Source organism: Pararhizobium sp. LjRoot235 (genome assembly GCF_964254145.1).
In the GTDB taxonomy this organism is placed as follows: Bacteria; Pseudomonadota; Alphaproteobacteria; order Rhizobiales; family Rhizobiaceae; genus Pararhizobium.
Genome location: NZ_CAXUSP020000002.1, coordinates 511,569 through 530,351, shown reverse-complemented (window position 1 = coordinate 530,351; position 18,783 = coordinate 511,569). Strand labels below are relative to the sequence as shown.

Here is an 18,783-nt window from a genome sequence, read left to right as displayed (position 1 = left end):
AGGAGGAGGCCATGTCTTTGGCTGTCGTAACACCCATGTCTATCCCGACGGGACAGGCAAACGCAAAGTCGATGGTATCGATCGACGCCGTGACAATGTCGTTTGGTGCCTACGTCGCGGTGCAGGACGTCAACCTGACGGTTGCCGATGGCGAGTTTCTCGCCATCGTCGGCCCAACCGGTTGCGGCAAGAGTACCATCTTGAACGCGATCGCAGGTCTTCTGAAACCCGCGAGCGGAACGGTGTCGATCGACGGTACGCCGGTAAAGGGCGTCCAAAACGACATCGGCTATCTCTTCCAGCAGGACGCGCTGCTCCCGTGGAAGACATCCATTGAGAATGTCGAACTCGGCCTGATGTTCAGGGGTGTTGCAGCCACCGAGCGCCGCGAGCGTTCGATGAGCTGGCTTGCAAAGGTCGGGCTGAAGGGCTTCGAACACCGCTATCCGCACCAACTGTCCGGCGGCCAGCGCAAGCGTGTCCAGATGGCGCAAGCGCTCATTGCCGGTCCGAAGGTCATCCTCATGGATGAGCCCTTCTCCGCGCTCGACATCCACACGCGGCACCTCATGCAGAATGAATTGCTGCGTCTGTGGCAGGAAGAACGTCGCGCCGTCGTCATGATCACGCACGACCTCGAAGAGGCCATAGCCCTTGGAGACCGCGTTGCCATTCTGGCCGCCGGCCCCCGCTCGCGGGTTATCGAGAGTTTCCCGGTCGATCTCGAGCGGCCACGGGATGTGGCTGAGATCAAACTCGATCCACGCTTTATGGATCTGTATCGCAATATCTGGGCTTCCCTGCGCGGCGAAGTGGAGAAAAGCTATGAACGTCGTGACTGAACGCATCATCCAGCTCGGTATGCTGGCTTTTATCCTCGGCGGCTGGCAGCTTGGCGTGACCGCCGGCTTCATCGATGTCTTCTTCTTTCCAGCCCCGCTCGACATCTTCAACCAGATCGTCAGCTGGATCGTTGACCCCAGCTTCTATCGTCATGTGTCAATCACACTGACGGAGACTGTGCTGGGCTATGTCATTGGTACCGGATTGGGCGTCGCGGCAGGCGTATGGCTTGGTCTCAGCCGCAGCGCGGCGCGGATTCTGGACCCCTTCATCAAGGGCCTGAACGCTATTCCGCGCGTCGTGCTTGCACCGATTTTCGTGCTTTGGCTTGGACTCGGCCTTTGGTCGAAGGTGGCGCTTGCCGTAACGCTTGTTTTCTTCATCACCTTCTTCAACGCCATGCAGGGCGTCCGCGAAGTCAACCCGGTGGTTCTCGCAAATGCAAGGATCCTCGGGGCCAGACGTTCCGATCTGTTGCGGCACGTCTATTTCCCCGCAGCGGCAAGCTGGATCCTGTCCTCCCTTCGCACGTCTGTCGGCTTCGCGGTGGTCGGCGCCATCATCGGCGAATATCTCGGCTCCTCCGCAGGGCTCGGTTATCTGATCGCGCAGGCGGAAGGCAACTTCGACGCGGTCGGCGTGTTTGCCGGCATCATCATCCTGGCAATCTTCGTGCTCATCATCGACCGAATTCTCGATGTACTGGAAGGCCGGCTCATCAAGTGGAGACCGAACGCCGCGGAAGAAAGAGCGGCGTAGCTAACCGGATCCAGTTTTCATGAGAGTTGGAATTGGGGTGCCGCCATCGGCACCCCATTCTTTTTCGGCCTTGAGTTCGAACGCGGCGCGATTTCCCTGTAGCTGCATCCAAGTTAGGAGAGAGAAATGTCCCATGACGATTCCGAAAAATCCAACTTGTCCACTGCCGGCCAGACCCAATGGCGGCGGGCTCTGAACGCGCCAGAGGGCCCGGCGTGAGTTGGAATGACCATGAGACAGGTTTTCGTTTCTGAAAATCGTTGCTCACGCTCTTTGTCGCGAGCCTCGGTGCGATTTCTTCTTTGCTGCCGGAGCCGAAGCCGCACGACTTCGCCAATATCGACGTCCCGTCCCTCTGGACCACCCATCCGGTGAAGGTAGATCGCGGCGCACAGCAATTCGAGTGTCTGCCTCCGCGGAACCCGCGCCCTCAAGATGTCCGGCAAACCGCCGCGGCGCCATCAGGCGATGGCCGGGACCCGCAGGCAATAGATGCGGTCGGGGACAGCTTCGAGACGGCCGCGGTCGATCACACGCTGGTCACCGGGGCGGGCATCGGAGCGCGAGTTGGCGAAGAAACGACCGCTTATGGAAACGATATGCACGAGCAATGGTGCGCGGCTCGGTACCGTTCCTATGACGCCCGCGACAATGCCTATCGCTCCTCAACGGAGATATTTCTCGAACTAGGACTTAAGTCACCCTGCCATTCGGACCAAAGGCTGAAGCGAGCGGATTGGATCCAGGCCAGTATGCGCCCAAAGGAGCTCGATTCGATCGGGCGCGACGATGACCGGAGGCGAGTGATGGAGACGAACACCGAGCCGCGATGGTGTGCCTTTCTGGAGCGCCTTCAGCCAACCTCGCTCGACCGCGAATTCGTTTCAATCGAGTTCGAACTCGCGTTTGCCGTCAACGTCCGAACCGCGTTGCTATGCGTAGAAGCCACGCCCGCTTGTCGTCGGCTTGCCGACATCGCCATCAAGACTGCGGTCAACTACAGCTGTTTGCGCCACAGCGGAAAAACGGGCCGGGTTCTCGCCGATGCCCACCGCGCGATCGACGAGGCATTGTGGCGTTTAATGACGGAGTTGCGCGACTGTAAAGTGAGAGCGGACGCTTGCGCCGAACGGGTCCACTCGACCCAGATGACCGAGCGCCGGGGCGCGACAGATGGCACGCAGCAGAGATCGTTTCGAATGTCAGTCTCTGCCCTTTGAGGCTCTTTGGCGCGCTGTTCGTCAAACAGCCTTGTCACAGGGAGAAACTTGAGCAACCCGATCGGGTAGGTCCGCTGAGCAGCCAAAGGCAATCGTGGGCCCGAGCGGCGTGCGAGACTGACCGCCCAGGTCCCTGGTCCCTTATTCCACCAATTGATGGCAGCGACACGTTGAGGCTTCGTGAGGGGATCGACGAAACCTCCACCCGATCGATCGAAGGTTTGCGGTTCTGATCGGCGTTTTATTTTAGCGTTGCGGAATATATATGCAATATCATCACTATCATCACTATCATCACTATCATCACTTATCATCAGTTATGAGGACGCCCGCGGAGGAAATGCGACGCCCTGCACGTGGCTCGTACGCCTCCCGGATCATACGATAGCCGCCGCCTTATCCGGGTTATCGGCAAGCACAAGTCGGCTTCGGATACAACGAGATTGCCTCTGGCCGGGCCGTTCGATGATCGGCGCCGTGGACAGTAGTTCGGCTGATAGGTGTTGTCGTAGGCCCGGTAATGGAGAATCCGGACCGGCAGCGAGATCGCAGCACCCGCGCGTTGGCGGCTACTGGTCGCCAGCAATACGCGCCTTATCTACATGCCCTAGCTTCTGCTGGCGGAGCACAATTCAGCAAATGGACCAGCAGCAAAATGAACGGGAGGAATGAACCATGCAATTGAGCGCTTTGAAAGTCGGTGCCATCGCACTTGTGGGGTTTCTCGCTGTGGGAGCAACCGGTTTTGCCGAGGAGATGAAGTTCAAGGCTGACCTCAAGGGAAGCACGGAGGTGCCCCCGGTCCAGACCAGCGCTACCGGCACGGCCGACATCACCTACGATTCCGCAACGAAAAATCTTTCCTGGACGATCGAGTACACCGGACTGAGCGGCGACGTGACGGCGGCCCATTTCCACGGCCCGGCCGCGGTCGGGGTGAACGCGCCGCCTGTCGTGCCGATCGACATGTCGGCGCTGGCGAAGGGTTCCGCCACGCTCGACGACGCCCAAGCCACCGATCTTAGCGAAGGACGCTGGTACCTGAACCTGCACACTGCCGCCAACCCCGACGGGGAAATCCGCGGCCAGGTGATGAAGGTTCAATAGAACTTTAACGCCACGCACCTGCGATCGCCGTTGAAGAATGGCGGCGGTCGCTTCATCACTTCCTATTGCGTGCTGAAGCGCTGGCTGACAGAAGCCGGCATCGATAGCGGGCCGGTGTTCCGGCGCATCGATCAATGGGGCAATCTCGATCGGCGGGCGCTGATGCCGCAGTCGGTCAACTTGATTGTCAAAGCGCGCTGCAAGCAGGCCGGGCTCGACGCGGAAAAATATTCGCTTGCGCTCCGGCTATCTGACCGAGGCCGCCAACCGTGGCATTCCTTTGCCGGAAGCCATGCAGCAGTTGCTGCACAGGTCCGTGACGTGCTGAACGCAAGAACTGGCGCGCGACGCGGCTGATCGTCTGAGTGCGACTCGGCGCCGAGTCCGCCGAAGGGCGTATCGGCTAACCTGTCGAATGGTTCTTCCTCTGCCCCATTTGTCTCGGTTTGAGCGCCACGATCGGCGGCAAGCTCTGCCCTGCCCCAGTCTTCGGCGCGCTGCATCAGCGACAACGGAAAAAGGCCGGGCAAACCCGGCCTTTCGACGATCGCATTGCAGTCAGGCTCAGGCCTGTAGGTTGTCCGCCGACATCTTGCCGGACTTGCGATCCTTCACCAGCTCATAGGTAATTTTCTGGCCATCGTTGAGTCCGCGCATTCCAGCCCGCTCCACCGCGGAAATGTGGACGAAGACATCGGCGCTGCCGTCGTCCGGCTGGATGAAACCGAAGCCCTTCGTTGCGTTGAACCACTTTACCGTACCGGTCGCCATAACGTCTTCCTTTGATCATCTGTCTTGCCGAACCTGTGGCTCAGCTGACGCTTTTCTTTACGCTCATACTGATAGACGCTTCTGGCCACAGGGGGAAGCCATACGACCTGTCATGGCGTCTCCCGCGCTCACAAATCGCCGCGGCGGTGGGCGCTACTTTTTGCCTCCTTGTTTCTGCCTGATACTGATGGGACCGCCCTCGGCCTGGCGAACCTCGACCTGGTTGGTCTTGCGGATAAGATCGCTGAGTTTTCGCTCTTTCGACCTGCAAAATCTACCGTGCGCGCAGCCGCGGCAGACTTTTCGAGCGCATGCTCACAGTAAGCACCACATACATGCAATCTTTGCTTGGGGCTTCATTGAGGAGTATTGTTCAGGGTTAACACCCTAGATCACGAGCGGGACGCGGCTGACGTCACCCGGCTCTTCGTCCCGCTTGGTTATGGGCGGGAAACCGGTGTTTTCGGGAGGACGAGATGAAAGGAAGGACCCAGATTGGAGGGAGGACGTCGCGTCGCGGATTCCTGAGCGGCGCAGCCATGGCGGGCGCGGCGATGATTGCCGCGCCGAGTGTCGTCAAGGCGCAGGGGCCGGTCAACATGCGCTGGCAGAGCACTTGGCCCTCCAAGGATATCTTTCACGAATTCGCGCTCGATTTTGCCAAGAAGGTCAACGACATGACCGGCGGCGACCTGAAAATCGAGGTATTGCCGGCGGGCGCTGTCGTGCCTGCCTTCGGCCTGCTCGACGCAGTGTCGCAAGGAACGCTCGACGGCGGCCACGGCGTGCTCGTCTACCACTACGGGAAACAGACGGCACTGGCGCTCTGGGGTTCCGGGCCTGGCTTTGCAATGGACGCCAACATGCTGCTGGCGTGGCACAAATATGGCGGTGGCAAGGAGCTTCTCGCCAAACTCTATGAATCCATTGGCGCAAATGTCGTTTCGTTCCCTTATGGGCCGATGCCGACACAGCCGCTCGGCTGGTTCAAGAAGCCCGTGGCCAAGGTCGAGGATCTCCAGGGACTGAAATTCCGCACTGTCGGTATCTCGATCGACGTCTTCACGGGTCTCGGGGCCGCGGTCAACGCGCTGCCGGGCGGCGAGATCGTCGGGGCATTGGATCGTGGCCTTCTGGACGCGGCCGAATTCAACAACGCCTCGTCCGACCGGGTGCTTGGCTTCCCGGACGTCTCGAAGATCTGCATGCTGCAGAGCTATCACCAGAATGCGGAGCAGTTCGAGGTCATGTTCAACAAGACGAAATACGACGCGCTGCCTGAACAAATGAAGGCAATCATCTCCAACGCCGTCGAGGCTGCTTCGCAGGACATGGCCTGGAAGGCGATCGACCGCTATTCGAAAGACTATGTGGAGATGCAGACGACCGACAAGGTCAAATTCTACAAGACGCCTGAAGCGATCCTCAAGAAGCAATTGGAGGTTTACGACGAAGTCGTGAAGAAGAAGGCGGCGGAAAACCCATTGTTCAAGGAGATCCTCGAGTCCCAGCTTGCCTTTGCAGAGCGGGCGACGCGATGGGAACAGGACACCGTCGTCAACCGTCGAATGGCCTTCGATCACTACTTCGGACAGGACGGGGTGGCGAAGGAATTCTGATGTCATCACCGGGCAATCGACCCGGTGATGGTTATCAGGGGGTACCCGTGGACGTTCAGCATTTTCTGCTCAGGATCGATGCGATCAGCGTGTGGGTCGGCAAAGCCGCGGCGTGGCTCATCATCGGGCTGATGACGCTTGTCTGCGTCGAAGTCTTCAAGCGCTACATCATGAACATGCCAACGGCGTGGATCTTCGACGCCAGCAACATGTTCTACGGTACGCTGTTCATGCTCGCCGGAGCCTACGGGCTGGCGCAGAACGCCCATGTGCGGGGTGACTTTCTCTACAGCTCGCTCAGGCCGCGGATACAGGCCGGGCTCGATCTGTTCCTCTACATCCTCTTCTTCCTGCCCGGCGTCGCCGCCCTCGTTTATGCCGGCTACGACTACGCGGCACTTTCGTGGCGGATCGGCGAGCATTCGACCGTGACGGCGGAGGGACCGCCGATCTACTACTTCAAGACCGTCATTCCGATAGCAGGTGCCCTCGTGATGCTTCAGGGACTGGCCGAGATCATGCGCTGCGTCCTCTGTCTCAGGACCGGAGAATGGCCGAGCCGCATCAAGGATGTCGAGGAGATGGACGTCGTCACCGAGCAGCTTGCCCATAGCGAGCACATAGACGCGGAGACGCGCGAGGCCGCGATCGAGCGCGCCCAGGACATCGACAAGGCGGCGCGGCAACGGGGCCTGGGGGGAGACATCGAGACGTGAGCGATCCGTTCCTCGGACTGACGATGCTTATCCTCATCGTGATCGTCATCATGATGGGATTCCCGACAGCCTTCACGCTGATGGGGCTCGGCATGCTCTTCGGCTTTTATGCTTTCTACAATCCGGCTGAGCACTGGATCGACAATCGCGTCTTCGACCTAATGGTTCAGCGCACCTATGGCGCAATGACCAACGACGTGCTGATCTCCATCCCACTCTTCGTCCTGATGGGCTACGTGATGGAGCGGGGCGCGCTGGTCGACAAGATGTTCTACAGCATCCAGCTTTCTTTCCGGCGGGTGCCCGCGTCGCTTGCCGTTGCGACGCTCATCGTTTGTACCTTCTGGGGCATTGCCAGCGGCCTCGTCGGCGCCGTGGTGGTGCTGATGGGCGTCATCGCGATGAACCCGATGCTGCGCGCCGGCTACGACGTGAAGCTCGCGTCGGGCGTCATCACCGCCGGCGGCACACTGGGCATTCTGATCCCGCCATCGGTGATGATCATCGTCTTCGCGGCGGTTGCGGGGCAGTCGGTCGTCAAACTCTACGCGGCCGCGATGTTCCCCGGCTTTTTCCTCGCGCTTCTCTATCTCGCCTATATTCTCGGCTGGGCAACAATCAATCCGAAGATTGCGCCCGCCTTGCCTGAGGAACAGACAAGAGTTCCGGTGCCCGCCTGGATGAGGAACTTTGAGGGCCTCTATTCGCGCAACATGCTGACCGGGCTGCTTTGCGCGCTCTTCTCGCCGTCGCAGGCGATGGCGATTGAAACCGAGGAGGGGCGACTCACTTATTGGAAGCTGATCAAGAATGCCTGCGCTGCGCTGGTGCCCATCTCGCTGACCGTGTTCACGTTCGCGCTCTTGTGGTGGTATGTCGCCATCCATCCGCAAGCTTCGGCCGAGGTCGAAGCGCCGGAAGGGCTTGAGCAGCTCGGCGCGCCGGCGGTCGATGCGGGGCCGGCGGCGGTCGATGGGCCGGCAACGAGTTTTTACGTGATGTTCGGCGTTATCGCAGCCATCGCCGCGGTCGTGCTCGTCCGTTACTACCGCAACATGACCGCCGATCGCCTGCAGGTCGTGAAGCTTCTGGTCTCCTCCGTCATGCCGCTCGGGATTCTCACTGTCGTCGTGCTCGCCGTTATCCTGTTCGGGATCACCACAGCGACCGAGTCCGCTGCCGTCGGCGCTGCCGGGGCCTTCCTGCTGGCATTCCAGGCCCGGACGCTCAACTGGAAGCGCGCCAAGGAAGCGGTGTTCCTCACCGCGAAGACGACGGCGATGGTGTGCTGGCTCTTCGTCGGATCGGCGCTCTTCTCGGCCGTCTTCGCCATCCTCGGCGGCCAGGCGCTGATCGAGCAATGGGTGCTGGCGCTCGACCTGACGCCGGTGCAGTTCATGATCTTGTCGCAGGCGATCATCTTCATTCTGGGCTGGCCGCTCGAATGGACGGAGATCATCATCATCTTCGTGCCGATCTTCCTGCCGATGCTGAGGCACTTCGACATCGATCCGGTCCTCTGGGGCGTCCTCGTCTTCGTCAATCTGCAGGCGGCGTTCCTGTCGCCGCCAGTAGCGATGTCGGCTTATTATCTCAAGGGCGTCTCGCCACCGCACGTCACCCTCAATCAGATCTTCGCCGGCATGATGCCCTACATGCTGATCGTCATCCTCTGCATGGTCATCATGTATATCTGGCCGGGCATGGCTCTCTGGCTTCCGAACTATCTCTACGGCTAAGCGTTTTGAAATCGTCTGGGAATGTCCGGCGGCATCAGCTCGGTCGTCACCGGGTGTCATTGCCAGAAATCGGCCTTCCAGTCGAATGTTCGCACCCCGGCCAATAGGCACGCATCGAAGGGACCGAAGGTCTCGGCGAAAGTTTCGACCATCTGCTCAAAGGTTGAACCTGGAACGCGGGACGAAAGTTCGAGTGGAGCATTTTCTGGCGTGCAAACTCATCGAAGCGAATAAAATATGCCGCAGCAAATCAGGAACAAACGTATCCAAAGATGCCGCCAATGTCGTCGACGTCTATGGATGCCTTTGTGACTCAAGACTCTTTGCCAGGAGCTGTAACTTGGCATTCATGGTTTCGAGCTTGCTCTGGCTGGTGATGGGGCAGCGGCGGCGGCGCTTCGCTACTCGGCGATGTCTACTCCGGTAAAAGAATGACGCCCGAAGGGACTCATCCGGTAACCGGAAACACTTTTCGACATCGGCATCACGACGAGTGAGTGGTCGAGTGTGTTCCACGGCGCCTCGCGCTTGAACACCATCTGCGCCTCCTCGTACAGTCTCGTTCGCTCGGCAATGTCGGTAGTATGCTTGGCCTTCGTCACCAACGTGTCGAACTCCTGATTGCACCATTGCGCGCGGTTGTTGCCACCGACAGCGCCGCAGCTAAGTAGCGTGCCCAGAAAGTTATCGGGATCGCCGTTGTCGCCGGTCCACCCCAGGATGATCGCACCGTCACGATTCTTTTCCTTCGAAAGTCTTAGATATTCAGCCCATTCGTGTGAGACAATCTCGACTTCCACGCCGACATTGGCAAAATCAGCTTGGATCAATTCGGCCGCACGGCGGGCATTCAGCATGTAGGCGCGAGCTATGGGCATTGCCCAGATCTTCATTTTCAACCCGGAGATGCCGGCCTGCTCGAGCATCGCTTTGGCTTTCACCGGGTCGTATTTGTCGTCTTCCACCGCGTCATTGTAGGACCACATGGTTGGCGGGATGGGGTTCGTTGCGACCGTCGCCGTTCCTTGGAACACGGCATCAATGATTGCCTGCTTGTTGACAGCCATGTTGAGGGCCTTGCGCACCTCGACCTTATCGAACGGTGGCTGTGTGGTGTTGTAGGCGAGAAAGGCCACATTCAAGCCTTCCTTCTCCAAAACAGTCAACTCTGGGTCGTTCTTCAAGCCGGCAACGTCGGCCGCATTGGGGAAAGCCATGATGTGGCATTCGCCGGCCTTCAGCTTCTGCGCGCGCACAGCCGCGTCCGGCGTAATCGCGAAGACGAGATCATCGATCGGCCGCTTGCCTGCCCAATAGTCCGGGTGTGCCCTGTAGCGGATTGACGCATCGGGCTGATAGGTAACGAAGCTGAACGGACCCGTGCCAAGCGGCTGCTGGTTCATCTGTTCCATCTTGCCGTCTGTCTGCAGCTTGTCGGCATATTCCTTTGACAGGATCGAGGCAAAGTCCATGGCAAGATCCGTCAAAAACGGCGCCTCGGGATGGTTCAGGACGAACTTGACTGTAAGGTCATCGACTTTTTCGATCGACGCGATCAATTCAGGAAATCCCATATCGGCAAAATATTCCCACGAAGTCCCCGGGACATACTTGTTCCACGCGTCATCCGACTTGAACTGCCGTTCGAAGGAAAAGATGACGTCATCCGCATTGAGATCGCGACGCGGAGTAAAAAACGCGGTTTTCTGGAACTTCACGCCCGGACGCAACCTGAATGTATATTCGGTTCCGTCGGGCGAGATGCTCCAGCTTTCAGCGAGAGCCGCCTCGATCTGAGTGGAGCCGGGTTTAAATTCCACCAACTGATTGTAGACGGTACGCGACGAGGCATCGAAGGTCGTCCCGGTGCCGTACAGACCCGGATCGAAACCCTCCGGAGAGCCTTCCGAACAATAGACAAGGGTTTTAGCCTGGGCGACTGTGCCAAAGCCGGCCGAAACAAGTGCGATAGCCAGAGCGAGTTTCTTCATTTTTGCCAATTCGTGTTTGCGGGATCTGTGAGGTACGTCGAATTTCGCCGTCTTCGCCCATCGTGTTGTTTGACAGCCTCGGTGGCCTTGCCACGGGCGAATTCGCTGAAATGCTCCATCGTTTACGGCAACCTCAAGCTTGAGCCTGCCTCGCCGCCAGGCGCCCGTACTTCGACACCGAACTTGCGGCTGGTCAGCTATCTTTGAGAGTCCTTTTGCGCGAGTAGCAGGTCAATCGGAACGTTGAGAATGTTTGAGAGTTTCGCATACGTCTCGATGGAGCCGGCCTTGCCATGTAATTCGAGCTGACTGAGCATGCTCGGAGTAATGCCAACCATCCGGGCCAGTTTCGCCCCTGATAGATTCCGCCATTTTCTGATCACACGAACCGGAGCCATGCCAAGCTGCAATTCCCGCTGTACGTCACTTGGCAGGTCAGCAGCCGATTTGGCTTGCCTTTCCAGCTGTCGCGATCTTACGATTTCCTCCAGCACACGGTACACGCTCTCCGGTATGACAGCCAGCCGCTCCGCTTTCCCCGGAACCTCCAGGAACTGAACCGCAAGCAACGGGGCTGTGTCAGCCTCTGGCCGCCTCCCGAGATCTGCTACATGACCCATTTGGGAATGCCTGCATTTCGAAGAGGCGTTGATGGACTGCAATAGACGGGGGCCAGCGTTGGTTCCGACAGGAGAAATCCCTGAACATGCGTGGCGCCAGCCGCTTTGGCTGCCTCGAACTGAGCATATGTTTCAATGCCTTCCACAATGACGGTCGATGCGGCGCAGGATGCCAAACCCACCATATGTCTGAGGAAACGCTCCGAATCATCACGCCGGTGCCGGACGAAAAATGCGTCGATCTTCACGATATCGACGGGAATGGAAAACAATAATTCGGTGGTTGAATAACCTGTTCCAAAATCATCCACCGCGATCTTGTATCCCAATCCCCGAATGATCTGAAGCAACTCTGCAGCGGCGAAGAGCGGTGTGATCGGCACACTTTCGGTTATCTCTAAAACGAGACGTGACGCTAGTAAACGATGTCGGAAAAGAAGCTCATAAAGAGCTGTCCAATTTTGCGGAGAGATGTTCTCGGCCGAGATATTGCAACCCAACATACCTGATGGGTGGCAAGACAGCCACTCAAAAGCGAGACTTAGCATATGTCTGTCAAAGCCGGCAGAACGTCTGGCGGCGTCGAGGACTGCCGTAAATTCTCCCGCCGTTCTTATTGTTCCGTCAGGCTCGATAAGCCTTCCCAAGCATTCAGAATAAAGTACAGTTCTGGAGTCATCTACCGCGTTTACCTGTTGCAGGGCAAATCCGATCCGGCCGTTCTGCATTGCTTGCTCGACGATGCCGATTGCGTTGTTGAATTTCTCAACCTTCATGTTTTGAACTGTCCAATATGAGATATCATTCCAATTACGCCGTGAATGAGATTGTCACGATGGCGCAATGGCAGGCCTGTCGCAACAGAGACTGTTTTGCAATCAGTGCAATTTAGCTCGCATCAAGTGCACAATTATTGGTAGCCGACGGGGCAGGTTCCTGATGGAGGGACGCCTGACGACCGGTCACGTCGCTTCATGCCTCAATGATCGCGGTATGGTAGTGATATAAAATTTACTAAATGATAGGTTGCATTCGAGTCGAAACCACTGCATACTCTGCGAGGCAGCATGAGAGGCCCACAACTCATCATGATGTTATTTTTTCCATCAGCAAACGGGAGGGTGTCATGAGGGACATCGCAGAAGGTGTAGAAAAGTACATTAGTGATCTCGGGCTTAAGATCCCCGACGCGGACCTGAAGAAATTCGCGCTGGAACTAGCGTCGGAAGTCTCCAGCGAGGCGCAATCGGAAGCCAATTTGGAAGTCGCTGGCGAAGCGAACAGCGAAACCTCAAGCGAAGCCAATCAAGAAGCTGCGGCGGAAGCTGCCATGGAAGCGGCCCACGAAGCAGCTGGGGAGGCTGCATTGGCTGGGATCCGCCGGCCCTACTGATAGGTCCGGCTTCAAGTGGAACTTCAGATCAAGCAATTTTGGCAAGGTGCGAAGCCGGGTGCATCGCGCTTGATGGGTGGAGCATGCTCAATTCTCTCGAAATCGAACCGCGTGATCACACCGACATTCGCACCTTCGCCGAAGAACTGACCGGACGATTGAACGCGGTTGCGGAAATCGATCCTGCGGCCCTGATGGATCTGTTTCGCACATCCGAAGGGTTTCACGACGCCCACCGCCTGATACTTTTCGCCTTGCAGAAATTCCTGCTGAAATGGACCGTTGGTCACGCCCATAAGCACACGAAATTTTACGGCAAAAATCCGGCCTACGCATCGCTTCCGGCGAGCGAAGTCGACGCCGCGCCCGACCTGTCGGCCTGGCCAATCCTGTCCCGGAAGGCGATTTCCGAAAATTTCGAAGAGTTCATAGCCGACGACGTTCAATTGCGTTCAACCTGCCATACGTCGGGCACAACGGGCCAACCACTGGACGTTCATAAGTCATTCGAAGAAGTGCGTTTCATCAATGACTATTTCTCCCACATGTTCCGCTCACTCCTGAAGTCGGGAGGGCCTAAACCGCTCAGCCTGTCTTTTCCCAATTTTTATCATGGAGTCGCAGTGCCGATGCCAAGCATCGGCATGAGTTTCGTCAGCGGCGTCACCGACGACACGCTGATCCAGGACGCGCATCGCGTTCTGGATACGACCTATCATTTCAAGGGCTATGACAGCCGCATTCGCATCTTAGGTGGACTTGGGCACCATATTCTATTTTTCACCAGCTACCTGTTGGAGCAGGGCGTGGACCTGAGCGCCTATCGCATGGAATGCATCAACCTGACCGGTGGGTTCCTGTCCGTGCAGATGTTCGAGTTCCTGCGCGACGCGTGGAAATGCCCCATCAACATCCGTTTTTCGATGACCGAAACCATTGGCGGCGCCACCTGCATCGAACCCACCAGCCGATTTGTTCTGGATCCCCACCTGATTGGCGAGGTTGTCGATGTCGACAACGGAGGGCCGCTCCAAGCGGGGGTCGGCGCATTGGTGTTGACCAATCTTTATCCGTTCGTGCAAATGCAACCATTGATCCGCTATCAGAACGGCGATCTGGTGCGACGCATCCCCTCAGCGAACGGCCGCGTCGTTTTTGACTTCCTGGGGCGCATCAAGAACGCCTTGTCCCGCATGAAGGACGGCAAGCGGGAATGGCTGTTGTTTTCGGCACCTCTTAATAACACGCTCGCCACCATCCCCGATATCCGGGTCTATGACTGGTTCGCCAATGTCAGGGTCGCCAAGGATCGCACGGTCGGATCGCTTCCCATCATGTCCGTGCGAACCGAAGAGCGCGGCAACGTTGTGGCCGTCAAGCTTTCGCTGGAACTTCGCTACGCACCGCATCTCCATCGGAAGCGCTGCGATCAACTCCGCAGTGACATTATCGCCGCCATGCGTGCTGTTCCTGACACGGTGTTGAGCACAGCAATGGATGCGGGCGAAGTCGTTTTCGATATCCGCTTTTGCGGACCCGAACAACTCAACGAGCCGATCGTGATAAAGATATGAGCGACGAACGCACCTCCGGAAACGGACCGCCCGGGTCAAACAATGCGGGTTTTCGCATGACGGCGGAAGTTATTGTCTCACCCCCCGAGCGTTCACTCTTGGCGATGGATGTTGGCGAATTACGGAAGCTTCCGGAACCAGCGGCTCCCGATCGAATTGGCCGGGTGAGCCGACTCCTGGAAGCGAATGGTTTCAACATACATCACGCCGGTCCATTTTCGATCACGATCGAGGGGACGCCGCGGCAGTTCGTGCAGGCTTTCGGGTGCCGATTCGCGGATGCGCCGCATAACCGCGCACGACTCGCATTCGCCAACGAGGACCCCTCCTTGCACGTGCCCGCCGGCAACCGCTGGCAAGAGATCGAAGGCGTCGTCCTGATCCCCGTCGCCAGCTATAGCGCGTCCTCCGATATCGGCTCCCCCGACAGCGACAAAAATCATGTCCGGTACCTGCCAAAACCCGAGGTCGATTACTATCATCTGGACGCCCCGAGGGACCTCGTCACCAATCTACGCGCGAATGAAGCACACGCCAAAAACATCTGCGGGCAAGATATCGACGTTGTCGTCGTCGACAGCGGCTGGTGGAATCATCCCTGGTTTCAAGACCGCGGCCTACACGTGAATGTCGTTCTCGCGCCCGGCGCGACAGCGCCGGAATTGGACGAAGTCGGCCACGGGACAATGGTATGTGCAAGTCTGATGTCCTTGGCGCCGAACGCCAAGGTCACCATGATAAAGCAGGCCGGCGAGGACGCCTTCACCGCATTCAAAATGGCGATCGATCGAGCCCCTGCCATTATCCAAAATACCTGGGGTATGCCCGCAGCTCATAGTCCCCTGAACGCGGCGCAGAAACTCGTGGCCCTTACCGTGCTCTACGCCGTTCATCATGGGATAATCGTCGTGTTCGCCGGGGGGAATGAAAAGAAGCTGTTTCCTCAGCAGATGCACCAAACCATCGCGGTGGGTGGCGCATTCGTTCATCGCGACGGATCACTGGAGGCCGCCAGCTACGCCAGCGGCTACGAGAGCCACCTCTTCCCCGGGCGCATCGTGCCTGATTTTTGCGGGCTCGTCGGTATGAAGCCGGAAGGCGTCTATCTCATGATGCCGACAATGCCTGGATCGGAAATCGACATCGCCTTCGCCGAAAAACCCTATGCCCATGGCGACGGCACGGAACGGCCTGATGACGGCTGGGTCGTCATCAGCGGGACTTCCTCGGGATCTGCGCAGGTTTCCGGAGTCATTTCGATGCTGAAACAAGTTCAACCCAGCCTGGATCAGAAAACGGCGAAGGAACTTCTCGCCCGATGCACAAGACCTGTTCTGTGTGGCGTTTCGGCCGAAGGTAACCCGGCCGGACTGCCTGTACCGAACCTGGCAACGGGATACGGATTGGTCGATGCGGATAAGACGCTGCGGGAGCTTGGTGCAGTGCTTTGATTTTTCTCCGTACAAACGAAGGTTGGATATCATGGACACTATTGCCACCAAAAGAGACACGTTTCAGCGCGACGTAACCCGGGAAGAGGTCGAAGACGCCATCCGAACCCTGTTGGTATGGGTTGGCGAAAATCCGGCCCGTGAAGGTTTATGGGATACACCGAAACGCGTCGCCACCGCATTCAAGGAGTATTGCGCGGGTTATGATGAAGACCCACGCGATGTTCTCGATCGCACCTTCGAGGAAATCGTCGGATACCGCGATATGGTCGTCTTGCGGCATGTTCCGTTCGAGTCCATGTGCGAGCATCATCTGGCTCCCATCATCGGCAACGCCCATATCGCCTATTTGCCGGTTGGGCGTGTGGTTGGCATTAGCAAGCTTGCCCGCGTGGTTGACGGCTATGCGCGCCGCCTGCAAATCCAGGAACGCCTCACGGTCGAAATCGCGGAAGCGGTCAACGACGTCTTGAAACCGCGGGGCGCTGCCTGTGTCATCGAAGCTGAGCATTTTTGCATGAAGTGCCGCGGCGTCAGGAAGAACGGAAGCCGGATGGCGACCAGCCATCTCACCGGCGCATTCATGACGGACGACCGCACGCGGCAAGAATTTTATCAACGTATTCGCTGCGATGGGCTCGGTTCGAGGGGGCTATAATGACCTGTTCCATCGTTGTCGGCGGACAATGGGGCGACGAAGCGAAAGGCAAGATTTGCAGCTATTTGGCGGTTGCCGATAAAATCTCGGTCGCTTGCCGGGCCGGGCTAGGCCCGGGCGCCGGCCATACCGTGGTTTACGAGGGCCGCGACTTCAAACTGCGCCAATCGCCCAGCGCCTTCATCAACCCGAATACGCGCCTTCTGCTGGGCGCGGGCATTCTGGTTAACAGCGACGTTCTGATCGACGAGATCATGCGGCTTGGCATCGAAAAACGTATCGGCATCGATCCGCGCGCGACCTTGGTCGAGCCACATCACCGCGCGGCCGAAGTCAAAAACGCCAATTTGACGAAGACCATCGGCTCCACCGGCAGCGGCCACGGCCCAAGCCTTGCCGATCGCGCCATGCGCCGGGCGCGTCTTTCCGCTGATGAGCCTCGGTTGCACGACTTCCTGGTTGACGTGTCGAAGGAGACCAACGCCTGCCTCGACCGCGGCGAGCATGTTCTGATCGAAGGGACCAATGGATATCTTTTGTCCGTCCTGTACGGCACCTATCCCTATGCCGTAGGTAAGGACTCCTGCGCCAGCACCGCTGCCGCCGACATCGGGATCGGGCCAACCCGCGTCGATCATGTCATCGTGACCTTCAAAGCCTTTCCAACCCGTGTCGGCGCTGGCCCATTCCCGACCGAAATGCCGGAGGAGGAGGCAAAAAGGCGCGGGTTCATCCAATACGGGACCGTCACAGGACGCCCTCGCCGCGTCGGCGAGTTCGATTTCGCGCTGGCGTCCGACGCCGTCCGCGTCAACGGCGCAACACAATTGGCCGTGACGCATCTGGATTGGCTGGATCCTGACTGCAACCACCGTCCGATGGATCGCTGGAATTCGGACCTGCGCCGCTTCATCGATCATCTGGAGGAAGCCTGTAACGTCCCCGCGACGCTGCTCGGCACGGGGCCGGATACCCATCACATTGTCGACCGCCGGCATATCCTATGATCCGGCGCTACAGCCGTATGGAAATGACGCAGCTTTGGTCGCGGGAACATAGCTATTCCCTGTGGTTGAAGGTCGAATTGCTGGCCTTGGAGGGGATGGAGGCGATCGGCAAGATCCCTCCGGGCACCACCGAATTCGTTCGTGCCGCCGCTGTGATCAACGTGGAGCGCATCGCCGTTTTGGAGGCGCAAATCCATCACGAGGCTATCGCATTCCTGACCTCCATTTCCGAACAGGTCGGCATCGAGGGGCGCTTTATTCACTACGGCATGACCTCTTCGGATATGCTCGACACGGCGCTTGCCGTGCAGACGTGCCAAGCGATCGATCTCCTTCTTGCCGGGATTGGCAATCTCACAGAAACGCTCCGCCAACGGGCGGAAGAACATCGTCGAACCCTATGCCTTGCCCGCACCCACGGACGAGGCGCCGAGCCGACGACTTTCGGGCTGAAACTTGCCGGTTTTTTTGCCGAATTCCGTCGAAGTGCGCACCGCCTCGCCGAAGCCAGACGGGAAATGGCGGTCTGCAAACTGGCGGGCGCGGTCGGCACCTATGCTACTATCGACCCTCGTGTCGAAAACTTCGTCGCCGCCGCGCTGAGCCTTACGCCGGAGACCGTCGCGACCCAGGCGGTCGCGCGCGACAGGCATGCCTCGGTGATGAACGGCCTGGCGATCCTAGCGGGCGCGGTCGAACGTCTGGCGATCGAATTGCGCCATCTCCAGCGACAGGAAGTCGAAGAGGTTGCGGAAGGTTTTTCGGTGACGCAAAAGGGCTCGTCGGCGATGCCCCATAAACGCAACCCCATTTTTTGCGAGAACCTGACCGGCCTCGCCCGGCTCATCCGGGCGTCGGCGATGCCCGTCCTGGAAAATATCGCGCTATGGCATGAGCGCGATATGTCCCACTCCTCTGTTGAACGCGTGGCCCTGCCCGATGCCTTCATCCTGTGCGACTTTGCGCTCGCGCGCCTGACCGGGATCATGCACGGGCTGGAGGTTCGCCCTCAAAAAATGCGCGCAAACCTGGATGCCATGCGGGGTCTTTTCGCCTCACAACGCGTTTTGCTGGCCTTGATTGATACAGGCCTCAGCCGAGAGCAAGCATACGCGATGGTTCAACACGCCGCGGCCCGCGCGCAGGATCAAGGCATAGCTTTCCGGGAAGCCGCCCTTCTGGAGCCGGGATTGGCGAGCCGCATATCCGTGAAGGAAATCGACGCGGCCACCGATCCCGCCTCCTATTTGGTGAATGTCGACTTTATTTTTGAGCGCGTTTTTGCCAGCCTGTGAGGCACACTCGCCAGCGCTCT

General features: G+C 58.4%; 17 protein-coding genes and 1 pseudogene. 14 read left to right on the top strand and 4 right to left on the bottom strand.

Going from position 1 to position 18,783, the window contains the following annotated elements; all coding sequences use genetic code 11:
- Positions 1-11: 11 nt before the first annotated feature.
- The 5 genes and pseudogenes from ACSQ2Z_RS23245 to ACSQ2Z_RS23225 all read left to right on the top strand — a co-directional run.
- Positions 12-842, top strand: coding sequence for an ABC transporter ATP-binding protein (locus ACSQ2Z_RS23245; RefSeq protein WP_436083590.1), 831 nt, complete (start codon positions 12-14; stop codon positions 840-842).
- Positions 826-1,602: an ABC transporter permease gene (locus ACSQ2Z_RS23240; RefSeq protein WP_436083589.1), complete on the top strand. Its 777-nt coding sequence runs from the start codon at positions 826-828 to the stop codon at positions 1,600-1,602. Before ACSQ2Z_RS23245 ends, ACSQ2Z_RS23240 begins: the two co-directional genes overlap by 17 nt.
- Positions 1,603-1,862: 260 nt before the next feature.
- Complete coding sequence (locus ACSQ2Z_RS23235; protein ID WP_436083588.1) at positions 1,863-2,822, top strand: BA14K family protein; 960 nt, start codon at positions 1,863-1,865, stop codon at positions 2,820-2,822.
- Positions 2,823-3,497: 675 nt separating this feature from the next.
- Positions 3,498-3,929: a CHRD domain-containing protein gene (locus tag ACSQ2Z_RS23230; RefSeq protein WP_436083587.1), complete on the top strand. Its 432-nt coding sequence runs from the start codon at positions 3,498-3,500 to the stop codon at positions 3,927-3,929.
- Positions 3,930-3,974: 45 nt separating this feature from the next.
- A pseudogene (locus tag ACSQ2Z_RS23225) lies at positions 3,975-4,294 on the top strand (integrase); the annotation flags it as partial.
- 199 nt (positions 4,295-4,493) lie between these two features.
- Here ACSQ2Z_RS23225 and ACSQ2Z_RS23220 read toward each other — a convergent pair.
- Positions 4,494-4,700 carry a cold-shock protein gene (locus ACSQ2Z_RS23220; RefSeq protein ID WP_027511051.1) on the bottom strand — a complete coding sequence of 69 codons (207 nt, stop codon included), beginning with the start codon at positions 4,698-4,700 and terminating at the stop codon, positions 4,494-4,496.
- Positions 4,701-5,176: 476 nt separating this feature from the next.
- On the opposite strand from ACSQ2Z_RS23220, the gene ACSQ2Z_RS23215 reads away from it, so the two are divergent.
- The 3 genes from ACSQ2Z_RS23215 to ACSQ2Z_RS23205 are packed head-to-tail and all read left to right on the top strand — an operon-like array spanning position 5,177 to position 8,774.
- The gene (locus tag ACSQ2Z_RS23215; protein ID WP_436083586.1) at positions 5,177-6,319 is read left to right on the top strand and encodes a TRAP transporter substrate-binding protein; all 1,143 of its coding nucleotides are present in this window, start codon (positions 5,177-5,179) and stop codon (positions 6,317-6,319) included.
- Complete coding sequence (locus ACSQ2Z_RS23210) at positions 6,319-7,035, top strand: TRAP transporter small permease subunit (RefSeq protein WP_436083585.1); 717 nt, start codon at positions 6,319-6,321, stop codon at positions 7,033-7,035. The genes ACSQ2Z_RS23215 and ACSQ2Z_RS23210 overlap by 1 nt, the downstream gene beginning before the upstream one ends.
- The gene (locus ACSQ2Z_RS23205; RefSeq protein WP_436083584.1) at positions 7,032-8,774 is read left to right on the top strand and encodes a TRAP transporter large permease; all 1,743 of its coding nucleotides are present in this window, start codon (positions 7,032-7,034) and stop codon (positions 8,772-8,774) included. The genes ACSQ2Z_RS23210 and ACSQ2Z_RS23205 overlap by 4 nt, the downstream gene beginning before the upstream one ends.
- Positions 8,775-9,175: 401 nt before the next feature.
- Here the strand turns inward: ACSQ2Z_RS23205 and ACSQ2Z_RS23200 are convergent, their stop codons facing one another.
- The 3 genes from ACSQ2Z_RS23200 to ACSQ2Z_RS23190 all read right to left on the bottom strand — a co-directional run bounded on the left by ACSQ2Z_RS23200 (position 9,176) and on the right by ACSQ2Z_RS23190 (position 12,161).
- Complete coding sequence (locus ACSQ2Z_RS23200; RefSeq protein WP_436083583.1) at positions 9,176-10,765, bottom strand: ABC transporter substrate-binding protein; 1,590 nt, start codon at positions 10,763-10,765, stop codon at positions 9,176-9,178.
- A 197-nt stretch (positions 10,766-10,962) separates the two neighbouring features.
- Entirely contained in the window at positions 10,963-11,385 is a 423-nt protein-coding gene (locus ACSQ2Z_RS23195; RefSeq protein ID WP_436083582.1) for a helix-turn-helix domain-containing protein, read from the bottom strand.
- On the bottom strand, positions 11,373-12,161 hold the full coding sequence (locus tag ACSQ2Z_RS23190; RefSeq protein WP_436083581.1) for an EAL domain-containing protein: 789 nt from the start codon (positions 12,159-12,161) through the stop codon (positions 11,373-11,375). Before ACSQ2Z_RS23190 ends, ACSQ2Z_RS23195 begins: the two co-directional genes overlap by 13 nt.
- Positions 12,162-12,511: 350 nt before the next feature.
- On the opposite strand from ACSQ2Z_RS23190, the gene ACSQ2Z_RS23185 reads away from it, so the two are divergent.
- The 6 genes from ACSQ2Z_RS23185 (at position 12,512) to purB (ending at position 18,763) form a co-directional block, all read left to right on the top strand.
- The gene (locus ACSQ2Z_RS23185) at positions 12,512-12,778 is read left to right on the top strand and encodes a hypothetical protein (protein WP_436083580.1); all 267 of its coding nucleotides are present in this window, start codon (positions 12,512-12,514) and stop codon (positions 12,776-12,778) included.
- Between the two features lie 158 nt (positions 12,779-12,936).
- Positions 12,937-14,352 (top strand): hypothetical protein, encoded by a 1,416-nt coding sequence (locus tag ACSQ2Z_RS23180; protein ID WP_436083579.1) that lies wholly within the window; start codon positions 12,937-12,939, stop codon positions 14,350-14,352.
- Complete coding sequence (locus ACSQ2Z_RS23175; RefSeq protein WP_436083578.1) at positions 14,349-15,803, top strand: S8 family serine peptidase; 1,455 nt, start codon at positions 14,349-14,351, stop codon at positions 15,801-15,803. Before ACSQ2Z_RS23180 ends, ACSQ2Z_RS23175 begins: the two co-directional genes overlap by 4 nt.
- 31 nt (positions 15,804-15,834) lie before the next feature.
- A complete protein-coding gene (gene folE, locus ACSQ2Z_RS23170; protein ID WP_436084135.1) occupies positions 15,835-16,461 on the top strand; it encodes a GTP cyclohydrolase I FolE in 627 nt (208 codons plus the stop codon).
- Entirely contained in the window at positions 16,461-17,468 is a 1,008-nt protein-coding gene (locus ACSQ2Z_RS23165) for an adenylosuccinate synthetase (protein ID WP_436083577.1), read from the top strand. Before folE ends, ACSQ2Z_RS23165 begins: the two co-directional genes overlap by 1 nt.
- Positions 17,465-18,763 carry an adenylosuccinate lyase gene (purB, locus tag ACSQ2Z_RS23160; protein ID WP_436083576.1) on the top strand — a complete coding sequence of 433 codons (1,299 nt, stop codon included), beginning with the start codon at positions 17,465-17,467 and terminating at the stop codon, positions 18,761-18,763. Before ACSQ2Z_RS23165 ends, purB begins: the two co-directional genes overlap by 4 nt.
- Positions 18,764-18,783 lie beyond the last annotated feature (20 nt).

Excerpts from the sequence above, each read along its gene's own strand:
- ACSQ2Z_RS23245 (WP_436083590.1), top strand. The coding sequence starts at position 12 with ATGTCTTTGGCTGTCGTAACACCCATGTCTATCCCGACGGGACAGGCA.
- ACSQ2Z_RS23240 (WP_436083589.1), top strand. The coding sequence starts at position 826 with ATGAACGTCGTGACTGAACGCATCATCCAGCTCGGTATGCTGGCTTTT.
- ACSQ2Z_RS23230 (WP_436083587.1), top strand. The coding sequence starts at position 3,498 with ATGCAATTGAGCGCTTTGAAAGTCGGTGCCATCGCACTTGTGGGGTTT.
- ACSQ2Z_RS23220 (WP_027511051.1), bottom strand. The coding sequence starts at position 4,700 with ATGGCGACCGGTACGGTAAAGTGGTTCAACGCAACGAAGGGCTTCGGT.
- ACSQ2Z_RS23215 (WP_436083586.1), top strand. The coding sequence starts at position 5,177 with ATGAAAGGAAGGACCCAGATTGGAGGGAGGACGTCGCGTCGCGGATTC.
- ACSQ2Z_RS23210 (WP_436083585.1), top strand. The coding sequence starts at position 6,319 with ATGTCATCACCGGGCAATCGACCCGGTGATGGTTATCAGGGGGTACCC.
- ACSQ2Z_RS23200 (WP_436083583.1), bottom strand. The coding sequence starts at position 10,765 with ATGAAGAAACTCGCTCTGGCTATCGCACTTGTTTCGGCCGGCTTTGGC.
- ACSQ2Z_RS23195 (WP_436083582.1), bottom strand. The coding sequence starts at position 11,385 with ATGGGTCATGTAGCAGATCTCGGGAGGCGGCCAGAGGCTGACACAGCC.
- ACSQ2Z_RS23190 (WP_436083581.1), bottom strand. The coding sequence starts at position 12,161 with ATGAAGGTTGAGAAATTCAACAACGCAATCGGCATCGTCGAGCAAGCA.
- ACSQ2Z_RS23185 (WP_436083580.1), top strand. The coding sequence starts at position 12,512 with ATGAGGGACATCGCAGAAGGTGTAGAAAAGTACATTAGTGATCTCGGG.
- ACSQ2Z_RS23175 (WP_436083578.1), top strand. The coding sequence starts at position 14,349 with ATGAGCGACGAACGCACCTCCGGAAACGGACCGCCCGGGTCAAACAAT.
- folE (WP_436084135.1), top strand. The coding sequence starts at position 15,835 with ATGGACACTATTGCCACCAAAAGAGACACGTTTCAGCGCGACGTAACC.
- ACSQ2Z_RS23165 (WP_436083577.1), top strand. The coding sequence starts at position 16,461 with ATGACCTGTTCCATCGTTGTCGGCGGACAATGGGGCGACGAAGCGAAA.
- purB (WP_436083576.1), top strand. The coding sequence starts at position 17,465 with ATGATCCGGCGCTACAGCCGTATGGAAATGACGCAGCTTTGGTCGCGG.